This window comes from Sphingobium sp. B12D2B (genome assembly GCF_025961775.1).
Classification (GTDB): domain Bacteria; phylum Pseudomonadota; class Alphaproteobacteria; order Sphingomonadales; family Sphingomonadaceae; genus Sphingobium.
Genome location: NZ_JAOQOH010000001.1, coordinates 1,298,254 through 1,316,321, shown reverse-complemented (window position 1 = coordinate 1,316,321; position 18,068 = coordinate 1,298,254). Strand labels below are relative to the sequence as shown.

General features: G+C 66.1%; 15 protein-coding genes and 1 pseudogene. 5 read left to right on the top strand and 11 right to left on the bottom strand.

Annotated features, from left to right (window positions below; genetic code table 11):
* Positions 1–235: 235 nt before the first annotated feature.
* Entirely contained in the window at positions 236–2,854 is a 2,619-nt protein-coding gene (locus tag M2335_RS06275) for a glycosyl hydrolase 115 family protein (RefSeq protein WP_264594132.1), read from the top strand.
* A gap of 57 nt (positions 2,855–2,911) precedes the next feature.
* On the opposite strand, the pseudogene M2335_RS16545 reads toward M2335_RS06275, so the two are convergent.
* A pseudogene (locus M2335_RS16545) lies at positions 2,912–3,007 on the bottom strand (PEPxxWA-CTERM sorting domain-containing protein); the annotation flags it as partial.
* Between the two features lie 692 nt (positions 3,008–3,699).
* Here M2335_RS16545 and M2335_RS06265 point away from each other — a divergent pair.
* Genes M2335_RS06265 through M2335_RS06250 form a run of 4 tightly spaced genes read left to right on the top strand, consistent with a single transcriptional unit; the run spans position 3,700 to position 8,414 of the window.
* Positions 3,700–5,142, top strand: a complete 1,443-nt coding sequence (locus M2335_RS06265) for an efflux transporter outer membrane subunit (protein ID WP_264594131.1) — start codon at positions 3,700–3,702, stop codon at positions 5,140–5,142.
* A 14-nt stretch (positions 5,143–5,156) separates the two neighbouring features.
* Complete coding sequence (locus M2335_RS06260; protein ID WP_264594130.1) at positions 5,157–6,503, top strand: efflux RND transporter periplasmic adaptor subunit; 1,347 nt, start codon at positions 5,157–5,159, stop codon at positions 6,501–6,503.
* Positions 6,493–7,206 carry an ABC transporter ATP-binding protein gene (locus M2335_RS06255; RefSeq protein WP_264575342.1) on the top strand — a complete coding sequence of 238 codons (714 nt, stop codon included), beginning with the start codon at positions 6,493–6,495 and terminating at the stop codon, positions 7,204–7,206. The genes M2335_RS06260 and M2335_RS06255 overlap by 11 nt, the downstream gene beginning before the upstream one ends.
* The gene (locus M2335_RS06250) at positions 7,206–8,414 is read left to right on the top strand and encodes an ABC transporter permease (RefSeq protein ID WP_181560226.1); all 1,209 of its coding nucleotides are present in this window, start codon (positions 7,206–7,208) and stop codon (positions 8,412–8,414) included. The genes M2335_RS06255 and M2335_RS06250 overlap by 1 nt, the downstream gene beginning before the upstream one ends.
* A gap of 161 nt (positions 8,415–8,575) precedes the next feature.
* Here the strand turns inward: M2335_RS06250 and ligD are convergent, their stop codons facing one another.
* The 10 genes from ligD to M2335_RS06200 all read right to left on the bottom strand — a co-directional run bounded on the left by ligD (position 8,576) and on the right by M2335_RS06200 (position 18,067).
* On the bottom strand, positions 8,576–11,101 hold the full coding sequence (gene ligD, locus M2335_RS06245) for a DNA ligase D (RefSeq protein WP_264594129.1): 2,526 nt from the start codon (positions 11,099–11,101) through the stop codon (positions 8,576–8,578).
* Entirely contained in the window at positions 11,101–11,604 is a 504-nt protein-coding gene (locus tag M2335_RS06240; protein ID WP_264594128.1) for an MgtC/SapB family protein, read from the bottom strand. The genes ligD and M2335_RS06240 overlap by 1 nt, the downstream gene beginning before the upstream one ends.
* Position 11,605: 1 nt before the next feature.
* Entirely contained in the window at positions 11,606–12,541 is a 936-nt protein-coding gene (locus M2335_RS06235) for a Ku protein (protein ID WP_264594127.1), read from the bottom strand.
* A 315-nt stretch (positions 12,542–12,856) separates the two neighbouring features.
* On the bottom strand, positions 12,857–13,615 hold the full coding sequence (locus tag M2335_RS06230) for a prepilin peptidase (protein ID WP_264594126.1): 759 nt from the start codon (positions 13,613–13,615) through the stop codon (positions 12,857–12,859).
* Positions 13,616–13,622: 7 nt separating this feature from the next.
* Entirely contained in the window at positions 13,623–14,345 is a 723-nt protein-coding gene (gene gspN, locus M2335_RS06225) for a type II secretion system protein N (RefSeq protein ID WP_264594125.1), read from the bottom strand.
* On the bottom strand, positions 14,342–14,821 hold the full coding sequence (locus M2335_RS06220) for a type II secretion system protein M (RefSeq protein ID WP_264594124.1): 480 nt from the start codon (positions 14,819–14,821) through the stop codon (positions 14,342–14,344). The genes gspN and M2335_RS06220 overlap by 4 nt, the downstream gene beginning before the upstream one ends.
* On the bottom strand, positions 14,821–15,936 hold the full coding sequence (gene gspL, locus M2335_RS06215; protein ID WP_264570905.1) for a type II secretion system protein GspL: 1,116 nt from the start codon (positions 15,934–15,936) through the stop codon (positions 14,821–14,823). The genes M2335_RS06220 and gspL overlap by 1 nt, the downstream gene beginning before the upstream one ends.
* A complete protein-coding gene (gene gspK, locus M2335_RS06210; RefSeq protein WP_264570906.1) occupies positions 15,933–16,973 on the bottom strand; it encodes a type II secretion system minor pseudopilin GspK in 1,041 nt (346 codons plus the stop codon). Before gspK ends, gspL begins: the two co-directional genes overlap by 4 nt.
* Positions 16,963–17,628, bottom strand: coding sequence for a type II secretion system minor pseudopilin GspJ (gene gspJ, locus M2335_RS06205; protein ID WP_264594123.1), 666 nt, complete (start codon positions 17,626–17,628; stop codon positions 16,963–16,965). The genes gspK and gspJ overlap by 11 nt, the downstream gene beginning before the upstream one ends.
* Positions 17,621–18,067 (bottom strand): GspH/FimT family pseudopilin, encoded by a 447-nt coding sequence (locus M2335_RS06200; RefSeq protein WP_264594122.1) that lies wholly within the window; start codon positions 18,065–18,067, stop codon positions 17,621–17,623. The genes gspJ and M2335_RS06200 overlap by 8 nt, the downstream gene beginning before the upstream one ends.
* Position 18,068: the final 1 nt, after the last annotated feature.

Genomic DNA, 18,068 nt, shown 5'->3' with positions numbered 1-18,068 from the left:
ATGGTTGAAATCCTGGCATATGGCATGCTCCGACCGCGCGAGCGTCCGCGCATCATGCCCAATTGATGCCCGCAGAAGCACTGCCGCCGGCGCGCCTCTGCTCGACCGAAAACGTATTAAAACGGCACGGTGCATTTGACAGCGGGCTCAACTATTTGCACTTTATTTGTCGGAGTAAAACGCGTGATGGTGCGCTGAGGCGTCGCAGACAGGCGAAGAGTGAAGGGAGCGGATCATGCGCGAGCACGCGGCCAGCGGAGTCACGCGACGACGGCTGATGAGAGGCGCGGCTGCCGGGACGCTCGCTTTGCTCGCTTTGCTCGGTTCACCGCTCGCCGCGCGCGCCGGGACGCTGAGATTGGGAGTGCAAGCCCCCTTCCCGCTGATCCGCAGCGGCGTGCCGGCTGTGGTGATGATCGATAGCGAGGCCGACAGTGCGGTGGGGCATGTCGCCACGCGATTCGCGGAAGATCTTGGGCGGGTGTGCGGCACGGCTGCGCGCGTATCGAAGGGCCATGGGAGCACGCCTTCCCCCGTGGCTGTCATCATCGGCGTGCTGGGCCAAAGCCGATTGATCGACGGTCTGATCGCTGCCGGAAAGATCGACGTGGGCGATCTCGAGGGGGCTTGGGAAGCCTTTCGGCGAATCGTCGTGGATCATCCGGCCAAGGGGATCGAGCGCGCGCTGGTGATCGTGGGATCAGATCGGCGCGGCGCCGTGTTCGGCACCTATGATGTCTCCGAGCAGATCGGCGTCTCGCCATGGCATTGGTTTGCCGATGTGCCGGTCACGCGGCGGCAGGATGTGTCGATCTCCGCCATGCCGGTACGGGATCAGCCCAAGGTGCGCTACCGAGGGTTCTTCATCAACGACGAGGCACCCTGCCTGAGCAGTTGGGCGGAAAAGACGTTCGGCGGCTTCAACGCCACGATGTACGCCCATGTCTTCGAGCTGCTGCTGCGCTTGAAGGGCAATTATCTCTGGCCGGCGATGTGGGCGCCGCGTGCTTTCGCCGCCGACGACCCGCAGAACATGATTCTCGCCGATGAAATGGGCGTGGTGATGGGCAATTCCCACCACGAGCCGATGCTCCGCGCGCAGGACGAGTGGCACCGCAATCCTGAAGGCGGCGTGACCGGCGGACGCTGGGATTACACGACCAACGCCGACAATCTGCGGGAATTCTGGCGCGGCGGCATCACGCGCATGATGTCGAAAGGGAAAGGCGGGCGGTATGAGTCCGTCGTCACGATCGGGATGCGCGGCGATGGCGATGAGGCCATGGCGGAAGGCACCGCGATCCCGCTGCTCGAACAGATCGTGACGGACCAGCGCGCCATCATTGCCCAGGTGACCGGCCAGAGCGCGGACAAGACCCCGCAGGTCTGGGCGCTCTACAAGGAAGTGCAGGATTATTATGACCACGGCATGCAGGTGCCCGACGATGTCATCCTGCTCTTCGCTGACGATAATTGGGGCCAAATCCGCCGCCTGCCCGATCCGGCCGCGAAACCCCGCAGCGGCGGCTATGGCGTCTATTATCACTTCGATTATGTGGGCGTGCCGCGTAACTACAAATGGCTGAACACCAACCAGATCGAGAAGGTCTGGCAGCAGATGGACCTGGCTTATCAGCGCGATGCCCGGGCGATGTGGATCGTCAATGTCGGCGACATCAAGCCCATGGAATATCCGCTAAGCTTCTTCCTGGCGATGGCCTGGAATCCCGAGGCCATGACGCCGCAGGCGCTGGCCGCTTATCCGGCGCGCTGGGCGGCGGCGATCTTCGGCCCCGAACAGGCCGAGGCGATCGGTACGATGATAACGGCCTACAGCCAATATGCCGCGCGGCGGAAACCCGAACTGATCGATCAGGACAGCTTCCCGCTGGGCGACATCACACCGCGAGCGCTGGACGGGCGCGTGTTCGGGGCGATGGTCGCTGAGTGGGATGCGCTCGAACGCCGGATGCTCGCCACGCGGACGCGGCTACGCCCCGAGCAGCACGATGCTTATGATCAGCTCCTCGCCTATCCGATCAGCGCGATGGCCAATCTGTACCGGCTCTATTATGGCGCGGCGTGGAACAAGCGGCTGGCGCAGGACAATGACCCGCGCGCCAACTATTTCGCGGACATGGTGGAAACGAGCTACCAGCGCGATGCCGATCTGACCGCGCACTATCATACACTCAATGGTGGCAAGTGGGATGGCATGATGGCGCAGGTGCACATCGGCTATGTCATCTGGCAGCAACCGACCCAACAGAGCATGCCCAGCATATCGCGGGTCGGCGATGGAACCACGAAAGGCACCCCCGTCTTCGTCGCGCCTCGCCCGGCAGACCCCCGCGTCATCACGATCGCGGCGAGCGACTTCGGCCGCGCGCGCCATGCCAAGGGCCTGCGCTGGACCCCCATCGCCCATCTCGGTCAGGGCGGCAGTGCTATGGTGGCCCTGCCGCAAGGTCGTCCCGCGACCACCCCGGCCGACGGGGTCGCGCTCGATTATGAGGTGGACGTCCCCCAGGCCGGGACCGGTCAGATCACCGCCCACCTGGTCCCCACGCTGGGTACGATGGGACAGGCCGGAGTCGCGCTCGGCGTGTCTCTGGACGATGGCCCAGTCACGGTCTTGCGAGCCGTGCTGGAGCCGACGGGCGGCGCGCAGGACACGCCCGCCAAGCGGCGCTGGGCCGAGGCGGTCATCGACAACAGCCTACGCCTGACCGCCGATCTCGGCCCGGTTGAGGCCGGGCGGCACCGGATCAGCATCTGGCGCATCGACGACAATGTCGTGCTGGAAAAGCTGGTGCTGACCATCGCTGGCGGAGAGGGCCGCGCGCCAGCATGACCCATGAAAAAGGGCCGGAAGTCCGGCCCTCTCTTCCTTTGCTGCGGACGAAGCCGGTCAGCCGAAGCTGACCGACACCTTGCGGCGGCGCATCATAAGACCCACCAGTGCCAGGCCGCCGAGCATGAGCGCCCAGGTCGCAGGCTCAGGAATGGGATTGGAGGCCGGCGGCGTCACAGGCGGATTATAGGCCGCCTCGCTTACCTGCACATAGCCGCCGAACCAGTCGCCCCAGCAATCGGGGCAGGTGTAGTTCGCCTTGAACTGCAGGGTTACCGACCCGGCATCGGCAAAGCCGGAACCGATCAGCGCGTTGGACCAGCCCGGCGTCAGATTGCTGGCGATGCTCGTGCCGTTGAGCAAAATGTCCGTGAACTGGAATTTCGGCGAACCGCTCAGAAACAGATCCACCTTGCTATAGGTCGGCAGATTGAACGTGAATGTCTGGTCCACCGTCGAGAATTGGGAGACCTGGACGCCCCAATAATCGATGCCGGCCCACTGGCCTGCTGGGTTGTTGATCCCGTCGGTAATGGTCGAGGTCGCCAAAGCGGGGACCGATACCAAAGACAATGCGAGCGCCGCAGCGCCAAGCCTCACGTTCATCATGCTGTTCTCTCGAAGAAGATCGGGCTCCGTCCTGGTGCGTCGCTATCGACGATCCGGCCCTGTTGCAGCCATGATAATCGACGCGCATTCACCGAACAACTTCCTTAACCATCAATATCTTAAGGAATGGATAAGGCCTCTCCGCGCAGCGTTCCGTAGCGGCAATCCACCCGTTCGGTATAATTTGTGACAATTTGCGGCTGGACGAAAATTGCGCGCTCACCCATTCATCGGGCATGAACCGCGCATTCCTGCTGCTATCGGGCATCGTCCTGCTGCCATCCTGCACCATGGCTCCCGCTTATGAGCCAAAAAGCGCATCCGCTCTGGGGGTGCCCGATCAGTGGTCCGTGCCGGCAACGCCGGACCGGGCGGACCTGACCCGCTGGTGGCAGAGCTTCGATGATCCGGTTCTGGGCCAGTTGGTGGAGCAGGCCGCGCAATCCAATCTCGACCTCGCACAGGCGACGGCGCGGCTGCGGCAGGCGCGCGAGGCGCTGGTGGTCAGCCGCTCGAGCCTCCTGCCCTCGGCCAGTGGCTCGGCCGGTTACCGCCGGACCGAGCCGCTGCGGGGCGGCGACAGGACGACGACGCTGCCGGACGGCTCGGTCGTAACCGTTGGCGACGGCGGCACCGACAGCTTCTCGCTGGGGCTAGACGCCAGCTACCAGCTCGATCTCTTCGGCGGCGTGCGCAGCTCCGTGGCCGCCAGCCGGGCGCAATATGAAGGCGCGGGCTTCGATTATGCGACCGTGCTGCTCTCGGTGCAAAGCGAGGTCGCGCGCAATTATGTGCTGGCGCGCGCCTATCAGGCGCAGATCGAGAACGCGCGGTCGAGCCTGGCGATTCAGGACGATAATCTGGAGATCGCCGGCTTCCGCGTGCAGGCCGGGCTGGTTTCTTCGCTGGATGCCGAGCAAGCACGCGCGAGCCGGGCACAGACTGCCGCCAGCGTGCCACAGATTGAGCAGCAGTATAATGCCGCTGTCTCCCGCATCGGCGTGTTGACCGGACAGGCGCCCGGCGCGCTCAAGGAGATGCTGGCAGCGCCCAAGCCGATCCCCCATGGACCGGAGGAGATCGCTGCCGGCATCCCCGCCGACGTGCTGCGCCAGCGCCCCGACGTGCGTGCCGCCGAGCGAAACCTCGCCGCCACTACCGCGCAGATCGGCGTCTCGCGCGCGCAGCTTTTCCCGGCACTCAGCATCGGCGGTAGCCTCAGCGCGGGCGCCACCAGCATCGGCAGCGTGCTCGATACGATCACCGGCAGCCTGTTTGCGAGCCTCAGCCAGCTCATTTTCGATGGCGGCCGCACCAGCGCCCAGATCCGCTCCGCGCAGGCGGGTGCGGAAGGCGCCTTCGCCAGCTATCGGTCGACCGTGCTGACCGCGCTGGAAGATGTCGAGAACGCGCTGGTTGCGCTGCGCACCGCCGGTGAGCGGGAACGACAGTTCGCCATCGCCTTCGATGCGGCCAACACCTCCGCTTTGCTCGCGCGGGACCAGTATCGCACCGGCCTCACTGACTTCACCACGCTCAACACGCAGGAAGCCTCGCTCATCTCGGCCCGCAACGGCCTGGTGCAAGCCCGCGCCGACAAGGCAACCGCCCTGATCGCTCTTTACACCGCACTGGGTGGCGGGTGGGATGCCACCGTCACGCCGACCGCGCCTCAATGACCGGAAGCACAAGCATGGCAGATCAGCAACTCGATGATTTTCTCGGCGTGAAGCCGCAGCCGGCCTGGCGTCGCCATTTCAAATGGGTCGCCATCGTCGCCGGCGCGCTGCTGCTCATTCTGCTCGCCTGGCGCTTCTTCGGCAGCGCAGAGGCGCCCGGCTATGTGACCGCGCCGGTGCAGCGCAGCCACCTCGTCACCACTGTCTCGGCGACCGGCAAGCTGGCGCCGACCAATCAGGTGACGGTCGGTTCGCAGCTCTCCGGTCTGGTGGTGCGCGTGCTGGTGGACGTGAACGACCGCGTGACGCAGGGCCAGCCGCTGGCCGAGATCGACCCCGAGCAGATCGAGGACCAGATTCGCCAGGGCCGCGCCCAGCTTGCCGCCAATCAGGCGCAGGTGGCGCAGGCCAAGGCCACACTCTCCGAATCGCAGGCGCAGCTTGCCCGGCTGGAGGAGGTCGCCCGACTTTCCGGCGGACGTGTCCCTTCCAAAACCGAGCTGCAGACCGGACGCGCCAATGTGCAGCGCGCGCAGGCCGCGCTACGCGTGGCCGAGGCCAATGTCGTCGCCAGCCAGGCCGCGCTTTCCCAGAACCAGACGCAGCGCGCCCGCGCGATCATCCGCTCGCCCGTGGCGGGCGTCGTGCTCGCTCGTCAGGTCGACCCCGGCCAGACGGTCGCGGCCTCGTTCAACACGCCGACCCTGTTCGTGATCGCCGAGGATCTCTCCAAGATGAAGCTGGAGGTGGCCATTGACGAAGCCGATGTCGGCACGGTCAAGGAAGGCCAGAAGGCGACGTTCATCGTGGATGCCTTCCCTGAGCGGACCTTCCCGGCCGTCATCACCCGCGTCGACATCGGCTCCAATCTCTCGGCCAGCGCGGCCAGCGCATCCTCGACGTCGAGCACGTCCACGAGCGGCACCACGGGTCAGGTCGTCTCCTATGCCGCCGACCTCAGCGTTGATAACGAGAAGCTCGACCTGCGCCCCGGCATGACCGCGACGGCGGATATCGTCACGTCCGACAAGAAGGATGTGCTGCTGGTGCCCAACGCGGCGCTGCGCTTCTCCCCGCAGGCGCAGGGCGGCAGCCAGGCCGGCGGCGGGCAGTCCGGCATCACCGGCGCGCTCTCGATGGGGCCGCGCCGCAGGGGCGGCGGCAATGACCGCAGCGTCACCGTGGGTCGCGGCGCGCAGCAGCAGGTCTATGTGGTGGGCGACGACGGCAAGCCGAAAGCGGTGCAGATCACTACCGGCGACACCGACGGCTTCCATACCGAAGTGCTCTCCGGCGACCTCAAGCCCGGCATGAACGTCATCACCAGCCAGCTCAGCGGGGCCGCCAGCAGTGGCCGATAACGCCTTCATTTCCCTGCGCGGCATCACCAAGGTCTATGGCGAGGGCGCGACCGCGTTCCAGGCGCTCAAGGGCGTCGACCTCGACGTGGCGCAGGGCGATTTCGTGGCGGTCATGGGCCCGTCCGGCTCCGGCAAGTCGACGGCGATGAACATCCTCGGCTGCCTCGATGTGCCGACCTCGGGCGCCTTCATGTTCAAGGGCGTGCATGTCGAGACGCTGGACCGGGATCAGCGGGCACTGCTGCGCCGCAAATATCTCGGCTTCGTCTTCCAGGGCTTCAACCTGCTGGCCCGCACGACCGCGCTCGAAAATGTCGAGCTCCCCCTGCTCTACCGCGGCGATGCCAAGGATGCGCGACGGGAGGCGGCAATGAGCGCGCTCGAGAAGGTCGGGCTGGATAAATGGTGGGACCATACGCCCGCCGAACTCTCCGGCGGCCAGCAACAGCGTGTCGCCATCGCGCGCGCCATCGTCACCAATCCCGATGTGCTGCTCGCCGACGAGCCCACCGGCAATCTCGATAGCGAGCGCTCGGTGGAGATCATGGAACTGCTGAGCGGCCTCAATCGCGATGCGGGCATCACCGTGCTCATGGTGACGCACGAGCCGGACATGGCCGAGTTCGCCCGCACCATCGTGCATTTCAAGGACGGGCTGGTCGATCGCATCGAACAGGGCGCCGGCAAAAAGGCGATGCACTGATGCTGGGCACCACCTTCCTCCTCGCGCTGCGCTCGATCCTGCGGCACAAGCTGCGCTCTTTCCTGACGACGCTGGGCATCATCATCGGCGTTGCGGCGGTCGTGACCATGGTGACGCTGGGCAAGGCAACGACAGCCGCCGTGCAACAGCAGATCGCGGCGCTCGGCACCAACATCCTGCAGGTGCGGCCCGGCCAGGGCTTCGGCCGGGGTGGCGGCGGGCCGCGTCCGCCCGAGTTCGAACCCTCGGACGTAACGGCCATTCAGCAGCAGGTGGCGGGCGTTACCGCGGTCGCCCCGCAGGCACAGGCCAGCGCGACGGCGATCTATGAGGGCGCCAACTGGTCGACGACGATCAACGGCACGACCATGGATTATTTCAAGGTGCAGCCCTGGCCACTAAGTGCCGGGCGCATGTTCACCCCTGCGGAGGAAACCGCCGGCAAGGCCGTGTGCATCATCGGCTCGACCGTGCAGCGCAACCTCTTCCGGGGCGACGATGCCATCGGCAAGCGCTTCCGCATTGGCGACGTCAGCTGCGACATCGTCGGCACGCTGAGCACGCGCGGACAAGCCGGCTTCGGCGGCGATCAGGACGATGTCGTCATCATGCCGATCAAGACCGTGCAGCGGCGCTTTACCGGGACGACGGATATCCGGCTGTTGATGGTGGGCGTCGATCAGGCCTATTCGACCCAGCAGGTACAGGCCTCCCTCACCGATCTGCTGCGGGACCGGCGGAAGATCACCGGCGGTAAGGAAGATGACTTCAACATTTTCGACACCCGCCAGATTTCCGACACGCTGACCGGCACAACCACGCTGCTGACGCGAATCGTCGCAGCAGTGGCGGGCATCAGCCTTGTGGTCGGCGGCATCGGCATCATGAACATCATGCTCGTCTCCGTGACGGAACGGACCCGCGAGATCGGCATCCGCCTCGCCATTGGCGCGGTGCAGCGCGAGGTGCTGCTGCAGTTCCTCGTTGAGGCAGTGGTGCTCTCCTGCCTCGGCGGCGCGATCGGCCTGCTGTTGGCGCAGATCGCCATCGCCGTGGCGACGCCCTTGATGCAGGTGCCGTGGACGTTCGACGCGCAGATCAACGTCTTTGCCTTCTGCATTTCAGCGCTGATCGGGGTGGTGTTCGGCTTCTTCCCGGCTCGCAGGGCGGCGGCCCTGAACCCTATCGACGCGCTCCGGCACGAATAGGGGTTCTAATCCTCCCCCGTTCGTGTCGAGCGTAGTCGAGACACGATAGATCAGCGCTGGCGTGTCTCGACTTCAGCTTGCAGCTGAAGTTTATCCTGACCGCCCGCCTGCGGGCAGTCGAAGGGCTCGACACGAACGGAGCGGCGGTGCGATGCCGAGCATCACAACTCCGGCAAGCTCTGCGCCATCAACCCCCAGCCCCGCAGCGATTTATCCCGTGAGCGCTCAATGAGGACCTCAGCATCCGCGATGCTGAACGGATGCGCATCCTTCGCATCATCCAGCTCCTCCCAGCTGATCGGCACCGCAACCGGCGCGCCAGCGCGGGCGCGGGCCGAATAGGGCACCACCGCCGTGCCACCCCGCTGGTTGCGCAGATAATCGATGAAGATGCGCCCCTTGCGCTTGGCCTTGCTCATCGTGGCGACGAAGCGCTCCGGCTCGGCCATGCTCATCGCCTCTGCGAAGCGATGCGAGAAATCCTTGTGCGTGTCCCAATCATGCCCCGGCGTGAGCGGCACGATCACATGCACGCCCTTGCCGCCGGACAGCATGGCGAAGCTGACCAGCCCAATATCCTCCAGCCGCCTGCGGATATCTCGGGCCGCGCGGATGATCTCGGAGAAATCCAGCGCCTCATCGGGATCGAGATCGAAGATCATCTTGTCAGGATGCTCGACATCGCTGGCCCGCGCGGCCCATCCGTGGAACTCGATGGTCCCCATCTGCACGCAGGCGAGCAGGCCCTCGCTGTCCTGCACGTAGAGATAATCCTCCGTGCCGCCATCCTTCTCGCGAATGGGCACATGATGCACATGGGCGCCGAACGAGCCGCTATCATGCTTCTGGAAAAAGCACTGCTTCGCCCGGCCCTGCGGGCAGCGCACAAGGCTGATCGGCCGGTCCGAGACGAAAGGCAGCATGAGCGGCGCGATCGCCGCATAATAATCGGCCAGATCGCCCTTGGTCTGCCCGCTCTCGGGGAAAATCACACGCTCCCGGTTGGAGATCGGCACTTCGCTTTTCGCCTTGGGTGCGGGGGCTTTCTTTTCGGGCGTCACGGCGGTCGCATCCTTGTCGCTGCGCAGCCCCAGGAAGCTGCCATGCCGAACCCGGCCGTCGCCGGTAAATTCCGCAAAGGCCACCTCGGCAACCAGATCCGGCTTGATCCACTGCGCGCCGCGTGCCTCGGCCCGAGGCACCTCGGCCGCCGGGGTCTTGCGCGCGCGGGTGGCGAAGCGAGCCGCGAGATCGTCCATCGTCGCCGCATCGAAGCCAGTGCCGACCTTGCCCTTGTAGACCAGCGCCTGCCCCTCTCGCTGGCCCAGCAGAAGCGAGGCAAACGGACGCCCCTTGGCGCTGCTGCGGCTCCAGCCGATCAGCACGAACTCCTGCCGCAGCGTACATTTGACCTTGAGCCAGTTGCGGGTCCGCGCGCTGCGATAGGGCGCGTCGATGCGCTTGGAGATGATCCCTTCGCCACCCGCCTTGCACATGGCGGCAAACAGCTTTTCGCCCGCGCCAATGACATGATCGGCAACGTGCAGCGGGGGCTGCGCCGCGTGGAGCAGCGATTCCAGCCGCTCCTTGCGCTCGATGTTCGAGCTGGTGCTCAGTTCCGTGCCATCGAGGCTCAGCAGATCGAAGGCGAAAAGGCTCAGCGCCGCCTTGCCCTCACCCTTCAACGCGGCCTGCAACGTCGAGAAATCGGGATTGCCGCCCTTACCCAGCGCCACGATCTCGCCGTCAATCAGCGCGGGCGGCAGATCCAGCGCGGCAAGGGCATCGGCAATGGGCTGAAACTTGTCCGTCCAGTCGAGGCCGCTGCGCGTAAAGAGCCGTACATCCGCCCCGTTGACGGCTGCGAGTGCACGATAGCCATCGAACTTGATCTCGTGCATCCACTCATTGCCCGTTGGCACCGCATCAACCAGGGTCGCCAGCTGCACGGACTGGAAATCCGGCCGCTTGGCTTTCGACTGAGCTTTCGACGCCCGGCGCGCTGGCGCCGCCGCCTTCTTGGCAGCCTTGTCATTATGCGCGGCGGCGGCCTCCATCGCTTGGGTGAAGGCCTTGCCTTTCTTGCCGGCCAGCGACTGCGCGCCTGCCGTATCCGCCGCGATCTCCGCCATGGTGCGATCGGTGAGCACGGATGTCAGTGATTGCTCCACCAGCACGTCGCCGTTGCCGGCGAATGCGTCGTCGATCTTGCGCAGCAGCCAGTTCTCGCGCTTTTCGCCGGGGCGCGGCTTCATCCGCACCAGCAGCCATTCGCCCTTCATGCGCTCGCCTTCCAGCCGGAAATGGAGGTGGCCCTTCTCGATATCCTTGGCGCTCTTGCCTTCCACCGGCGCCCAGCTGCCCTTGTCCCACAGCATCACCGTGCCGCCGCCATATTCACCCTTGGGGATGATCCCCTCGAACGTCGCGTAGGAGAGCGGATGGTCCTCCGTGCGCACGGCGAGGCGCTTGTCGTCCGGGTCCACGCTCGGCCCCTTGGTCACCGCCCAGCTCTTGAGCACGCCGTCCACTTCCAGCCGGAAGTCCCAGTGCAGACGGGTCGCGTCATGCTTTTGCACGATGAACAGATTGCCGCCGGGGCTGCGCTCCTGCTTGCCAGCCGGCTCGGGCGTCCGCGTGAAATCGCGCTTGGCGTCATAATCGGCAAGGGGGCTCTTTCTGGGCATCAGCTCTTCTCCTTTTCCTTGTCGGACGCCCTCTCTGCGAGGCGAGGCTCGATCCAGCGCCGCTCCACCAGCCGCAGAAAGGTCAGCATCACCACCGATACGATGCTCGCCACCGAAACCAGCGGCCACTGCGCCGCACCGCACGCAATGCCCACCACGGTCGCCAGCCAGATGTGCGCCGCGGTGGTGAGATTATGGACCTCGCCCTTGCTGAAGACGATGAGGCCTGCCGCGATGATACCGACGAACGTCCCCGTCGCTTCGAAGATACGCAGCGGGTCCATGCCCGACTGGCCGGTCGCCAGCTGGCGATAGAGCGAGATTGAGCTCACCGTCATTACCGCCGCGCTGAAGCAGATGAGGCCATGGGTACGAAGCCCGGCAGCGTGTCCTCGCAATTCCCGGTCCAGCCCCAGAGCCAATCCCAGCAGGGCCGCGATGCCCAGCCGCAGCATCACCTCCCCATCGACCCAATGCAGCGGCGTTCCGGGGTTGAGATCCATGTCAGGCGCTCTTGCGGCGGCTCGACCGTGATGCGGTTGCCCGGCTTCCCGCCGCCTTCGAGGCCGGAGCCTTGGCGCTCTTGCTGGCGGTTGCCCGGCTCTTGGCGGGCGCGCTCTTGGTTGTGCCGCCCTTTTTGGCGCCGCCGCCATCGCCAACCGACTTCTTGAGCGCAGCCATCAGATCGATGACATTGCTGCCGCCGGGCCGGCTCGCCTCCTCGGCATCCTCGAGGATGCGCTTGCCGCCCTTGGCCTTGCGCTTTTTCTCGATCAGCCCCTCGAGCGCCTCGATGTAGCGATCCTGAAATTCGGCCGGGTGGAACGGCGCGCTTTTCTTGTCGATCAGCGCGGTGGCGAGATCGAGCAGATCGGCCTCCGGCTTGGTGTCGCCGATATCGCGGAAGAAGCCCTGGGCCTTCACCACCTCGTCGGCATAGCGCAGCACCTCCATCACCAGCCCGCGCCCGCACGGCTTGATGGAGACCAGCTGCTCCCGCCCGCGCACGGAAAGCTGTCCCAGGCCGACCTTCTTCGCCTGCCGCAGCGCATCGCGCAGCACCACATAGGCTTCCTCGGCCAGATCGTCCGCCGGCACGACATAATAAGGCTTGTCGTAATAGAGCACGTCGATCTCGCTCGCGTCGACGAACTGGACGAGGTCCAGCGTCTTGCGGCTCTCGATCTTCACCGCCTCGATTTCCTCATCGTCGAGCAGCACATACTGCCCCTTGGAAATCTCGAAGCCCTTCATGATCTCGTCGCGATCCACCGGCCCCACGCCGGGCGCGACCTTCTCATAGCGGATGCGCTTTCCGCTAGGCTCATGGACCTGATGAAAGGCGATCTTGGCGCCCGAACGCGTGGCGGAAAAGACTTCCACGGGGATCGAAACGAGCGCCAGCTTGATCTGCCCACGCCAATATGCACGCGCTGCCATGAGATACCTCCGGGAATGAACCCCGCGGCGCAGCACTTGGTTCCCTGCGGGGGTCTCAAGAGGCTTGGACAAATTCCGGGATTCGGCGGAAGGCGGATGGTGCGCTCTATTTTCAAAAGCTGCCTTTCCGGACACGACGCCATTGCGGACCTCCCCTCCGTTCGTGCTGAGTAGCTGCTGAGCCTGTCGAAGCGGCGTATCGAAGGACAAGCCCGTGCGCTGCGATGCTTCGATACGGCTCTTCGATACGCGCCTGCGGCGCACCTCAGACCCTACTCAGCGTGAACGGTGAAGTTTGACCCTAACGCATCACCGTCACGGGGCGATGGTCCACGCAAGTCGAGCCGCTAGCGGTGCGGCGAGGCAGAGGAAAGTGCCAAACGGCAAGCGCACGTTCCCGGAGAGCGCGTGCCCCTTCAGACGCAGGATGACAGCCCAGATCAGCCCTCCCATGCTGGCCAGCAGCAGCACGACCGGCAGCAGCTGCCAGCCGAGCCACGCCCCGATGGCGCCGAGTAGCTTGGCATCCCCCAAGCCCAGCCCATCGCGTCCGCGCAGGCGCCGGTAGCTCATGGCCAGCAGGAACAGGCCGATATAGCCGATGGCGGCGCCGATCATGCGATCCGCAAAAGGCGCGGGCACCAGCCAGTCGCCCAGCGTGAGGCCGAGCACGGCGAGCGGCAACGTCAAGGCATCGGGCAACCAGAAATGGCGTGCATCCAGCACCGCCAGCGCCAGCAAGATCCACAACGCCACCGCGACCAGCGCGGCAGCGGGCAGCGGTAGCAGCCAGGCGCAGACGCCGCCGATCATGGCTGCGCTCAGTTCCATGATAACATGCGCCGGATCGATCCGGGCCCCGCAGGTCCGGCATCGCCCGCGCGTCCGCAAGGCGCTGAGCAGTGGAATGAGGTCGATCGCGCCCAATGTCCGCCCACAGGCATCGCAGGCGGAGCGCCCGCGCATCACCGATTCGCTACGCGGCCAGCGGGTCACGACGGCGCCGAGAAAACTGCCGGCGATCAGGCCAAGGCCGCAGCCCAGCGCCACGCGCAACAGATCGGCCCCCAGCATCGCTTGGTCAGAACCGGCCGACGGTTCGCAGCACCTGCTCGCCATTGACTGCCTGAAAGCCGTTGGCGCCCAGCGCCGCACCGATCAGCGGATCGGTTGTGCGCATGCGCATCGTTGCCTCATAGCTGCCGTCCTGCTTGATCCGCACGAACAGTTGCTCCTGACCGGACTGGCTGACCAGCGGCAGTTCCACCGCATCGCCTGCGCAGCGCACCGCGCCGGCAAGGCCATTGGCGAGGCCCAGCCCGCTCATGATCGCCGGCACGCGCGCGCGCACCCGCCCTTCCGCCTTGGTGCACATGCCGCCGGAGAAGTGGACGGTCATATCCTCGAACTCGACCCGGCTCACCGGCAGCGGCGCCAGCGGTGCGCCGAGCGCGACCGATCCGGTCACATCGTCCACACCGCGCCGGTTGAGCCCCAGCGTGAAGGCCCCGCTGATATCATCGCGGTCGCCCATCCGCCGCACGATGTCGATGCGCACGCGGCCCACGAACAACTGGATCGGGCTCAGGAACACATCCACGGTGCCCAGCTGGACCCCACGGATTTGCAGCTCCTCGGCGCCTCCCCACCAGATGGGCCCGCGCAGGGATCGGGCGGCGACGCCCATATCCTTGAGGCCGAACAGCGCGAAGGCGGCATAAAGCGGCCATGTCACCAGCAGCGTGATCAGGAAGATCACGCCGAGCATGATGCGCGCCCGCGTCGTCTGGACCATCGCCATCATGGCTGCGTCTCCTGGAACACGGCCTGTACGGAGACGGTGCCTTCTGCCGCGCCGGGGACGATGCTGATCGTCTGGACCGCAACCCCGTCTGCCTCCAGCCGCGCGATCCATTGCAGCAACGGCCCGACGCGTGCCGAGGCGATGTTCACGGACATACGGCCTTGCCCCTGCTGGTCGGCGCGATCGAGCGTGAAGCCCGCTTCCGCTGCTGTCTGGCCGATGCGTTGATCGACTGCGAGGCGCTCGCCCTGGACACGCTTTTGCGGCTTCTGGCGCAATTCCGCGACCATGGCCCGCACCGACGCATAGCGATCCAGTGCGGCGCCCTGCCGCTCCCAGCCGGCTGCCAGGCCATCATTGACCGGGCGCCAGACGCCCAGCCACAGGAAGATCAGCAACGCCACGATGCCCAGCCCCGCCATGAAGCGACGCTCGGCCAGGCTGTGATTGGCCCACCAGGTCCGCAGCCCCTGCATCAGCGCACCACCGTGATATCGGCGACGATCCGCGCGCCGCGCTGCTGCACGGCGTTGGCGCTGATCCGCCAGCCGGCCTCCTGAATGGCGATCAGCACCTCATTGATCTCCTCGGCCTGATTGGCGGACAGTTGCACCCGCAGCGCGCCATCGCTGCCCTGATTGATGCTGGTGAGCGTGACATTGGCATTCACCTGCATGGCGCTCATCAGCCCGGCGACAGTGCCGGTGAACCCGCCGCGCCCGCCCCGCGCGCCGAGCAAGGCGGTCACGCGCGCCTCTGCACCGGCCGCATCGGACACCGCCGGATCGACACTTTGCGCGATGGCCACAGTCTGCGCGTCCAGTCGGGAGGCCTCCGCATTCAGCCGAACGATGGTGATGAGCGAGACGATGAGGCTGGCCAGCAGAATGAGCCCGAGCATGATAGCCATGCGCCGCCAGCGATCCTTGCCGAACAAGGCCGGCGCGCGGCGAGCAAAGGCGCCCTGCCGCAGGTCGAGCGGTGGCGTCGCCAGCGCCAGCAACAGCGCCTCATCGACATTGTCGGGCGGCAAACGAGTTAGCGAGGCCTCGCCGATGATGAGCGGCGCATGCGGCTCGCTGCCATCGAACGCGCTGTCACGCCCGCGCACCACATCCGCGCCGCCAATGGGCGCATGGACGAAGCCGTCCTCGGGCGCCGGCAGCAGCAATGCGGAAGGGACGAGACTTGCCTGCGCGATGCCATGCTCTGCTGCCCAGTCCACCCAATGCGTCATGGCGCTGCGGCTGGTGACGGCGACCACATGCGGCGCATCGGGATCGTCATTGGCGGCAACGGCAGCGTGAAGCTGGTCGCCATCGCCAATGCTCGCCTCCAGCGCCATCAGCCGCGCGGCGGCGGCGCCTTGCTTTGGCGTCATGCCGGGGCAGGCGATGAAGTGGAGCGTCGTCACATGCGGCGGGAGCACCAGCATGGCGTGGCCGACGGCGGGCTCGGTCTCGTTCGCCTGTTCGGGCGGAAACCATTCGGTGCCGCGTCCGCGCCGCACGATCTGCTCGTCCGCCACCCGATACCAGACCGGGGGCGTGTCGCTCTCGCGCGGCAGAACAATGACATAATCGTGCTTCAACTCTCGTCACCCCATTGGCGGCGCATCAGCCGGGCCGGCTGCGTCTCCGCATCGATCAGCACAATCTCACTCACCTGGTCTCCCCCGAGATCCGCCCGCAACGTCGCTTCGAACCAGCGCGTCTTGGCCACGGTCTGGTTCTTCACATCCTCGGGCAACGCAAGCCTGACAAGCTGCGGGAGAGACCAGAAGGCGTTCACGCTGCCATACCCATCCGCAGGGCGCTGCGCCAGCACCTGCCGCGCCTGTTCGAGCCCGAGACCGTCCGGCGCGAGCATGGCCAGCAGCACGGCCTGCCCCGGCAGCAGCGTATTGATGTTGATCGGCGAGAGCCGCGTCGTCGGCAAGGCGCAGACCCACGGGCGGATGCGCTGATAGACCTGCGGCGTCATGGCATTGACCATCAGCAGCTCGCTCGGATCGGCCATCAATGTGTTGGCCGCGCGATAGGGCGGATCGAACCCCGCATAATAATTGTCCTCCGCGCCGCCATTGCCCGGCTCTGAATCGCTGTCGATCCAGTCGGCGGCGGAAATCGCGATTTGCGTGGCGGCATTCTGATCCACGCCGAGCAAACGCATCAGTGCCGCGAACTGAGCGATGCCGACCGGCCGGGCAGCGAGTTGCATGGTGGAGGTATCCCCCTCTACCCCACCTGCCGGTTCCGGCCCCACGACCAGGCTGTTGAGATTGAAGCAGTTGCCGCGATCGACCAGTTGCACGGTCACCGCGCCGCCGGGCACGGAGATGGTCTGGTCGCGGCCCAGCCAGCCGCCCTGCAGGGTCGTGCGATCCGCATTCACCGCCACAAGGTCGCTCACCAGATTGGCCACCATCTGCTCGCCGGTCAGCAGATAGGCGCGGCCCTGATCGGCCGAGACGATGTTGCGGGTCATCCGGCTCGCCAATGTGAGCCGATCCAGCGCGACCGCCGTCACGACCGAAAGAATGGCCACGAGCAGCAGCACCGTGAGCAGCGCAGCGCCCCGCTCACGCGCGGGTATTGCCGCGCTGGCATGAAGGGGGTCAGGGCGCACTGGCAGCCTCCGCCCCTTCAGCCGGCGGCTGATACATGGCCGTGCCGACCGGGAAACGCAGCGTCACCGGCGCGGCGCCCCGGCGCTCCACGGTTATTTCGACGACGGTCGGCAGTTCGGTCGGCCGGGCGGGCGCCCAGCGGTCCTGCCAGGCGCCGTTGCGGGCCCGGTAACGCAGGCTGAGCGCGGTCACATTCTCGAACAGCACGGATGGGGCCGGCGGCTGCGCGCCATCGAGCGCCGGGTAGCCGATGCGTTCCAGCCGCCCGTCCCGCCACCAATATTCGATCTTCTGCAAGGTCGGTCGGCGCAATGTGGCAGGATTGCTCCAGCCCGCGCGCACGAACTGGATCAGCGGCTCCTCGCTCTGCACGGCGCGGCCGAAAAAAGCCGGCGCGAACGTTCCGGCCTCCGTCCGGCTGATCCGCGTCACAGCCTGCGAGAGATCGGCATCCAGCAGGGACACGCCACGCTGCACATCGGCCAGCGCATCGAGATTGCGGCTGATTGCAGCCTGTCCGTCCACGCTGGTGCGCAACAGCACGACACCGGCCGTCGCGAGCATGGCGAAGATCATCACCGCCACCAGCAGCTCGATGAGGGTAAAGCCATCCTCGCCCGCATGGGCATGGCCAATAGCGCGCGCGTCAGTCACCGCTGGTCACCTTGCCATCCAGCGTCATGCGCACCGGCAGTTTCTGCCCGTCACGCTCCAGCGCAAAATCAAGCGGCTGATCGGCCTGCCCGACGCTGTCGAACATCACCCGCAGGCGCGTCTGCTGGCCGAGCGCGGCGCGGGTCTCGCCGGACCAGTCATGCGCGGCCAGCGGTCCTTCCGTGATCGGCTCCCACTGCCCCTGCGCCCGCCGCTCGAAACCATAAGCGGTGGTGGAGACCCACAGGGCGACCGGGCTTCCGGCAATGATGGCGCTGTCCCGCGCGGCATGCACACGGCCGGCAAAGCGGTCGACATCGCCCGAAACCCGCCCGCGCGGATCGGCCATGGTCAGGACGACCGCGCCCGAGATCAGCCCGATGATCGCGATGACGACCATCAGCTCGACCAGCGTAAAGCCAGCCGTGCCGCGCCTCACA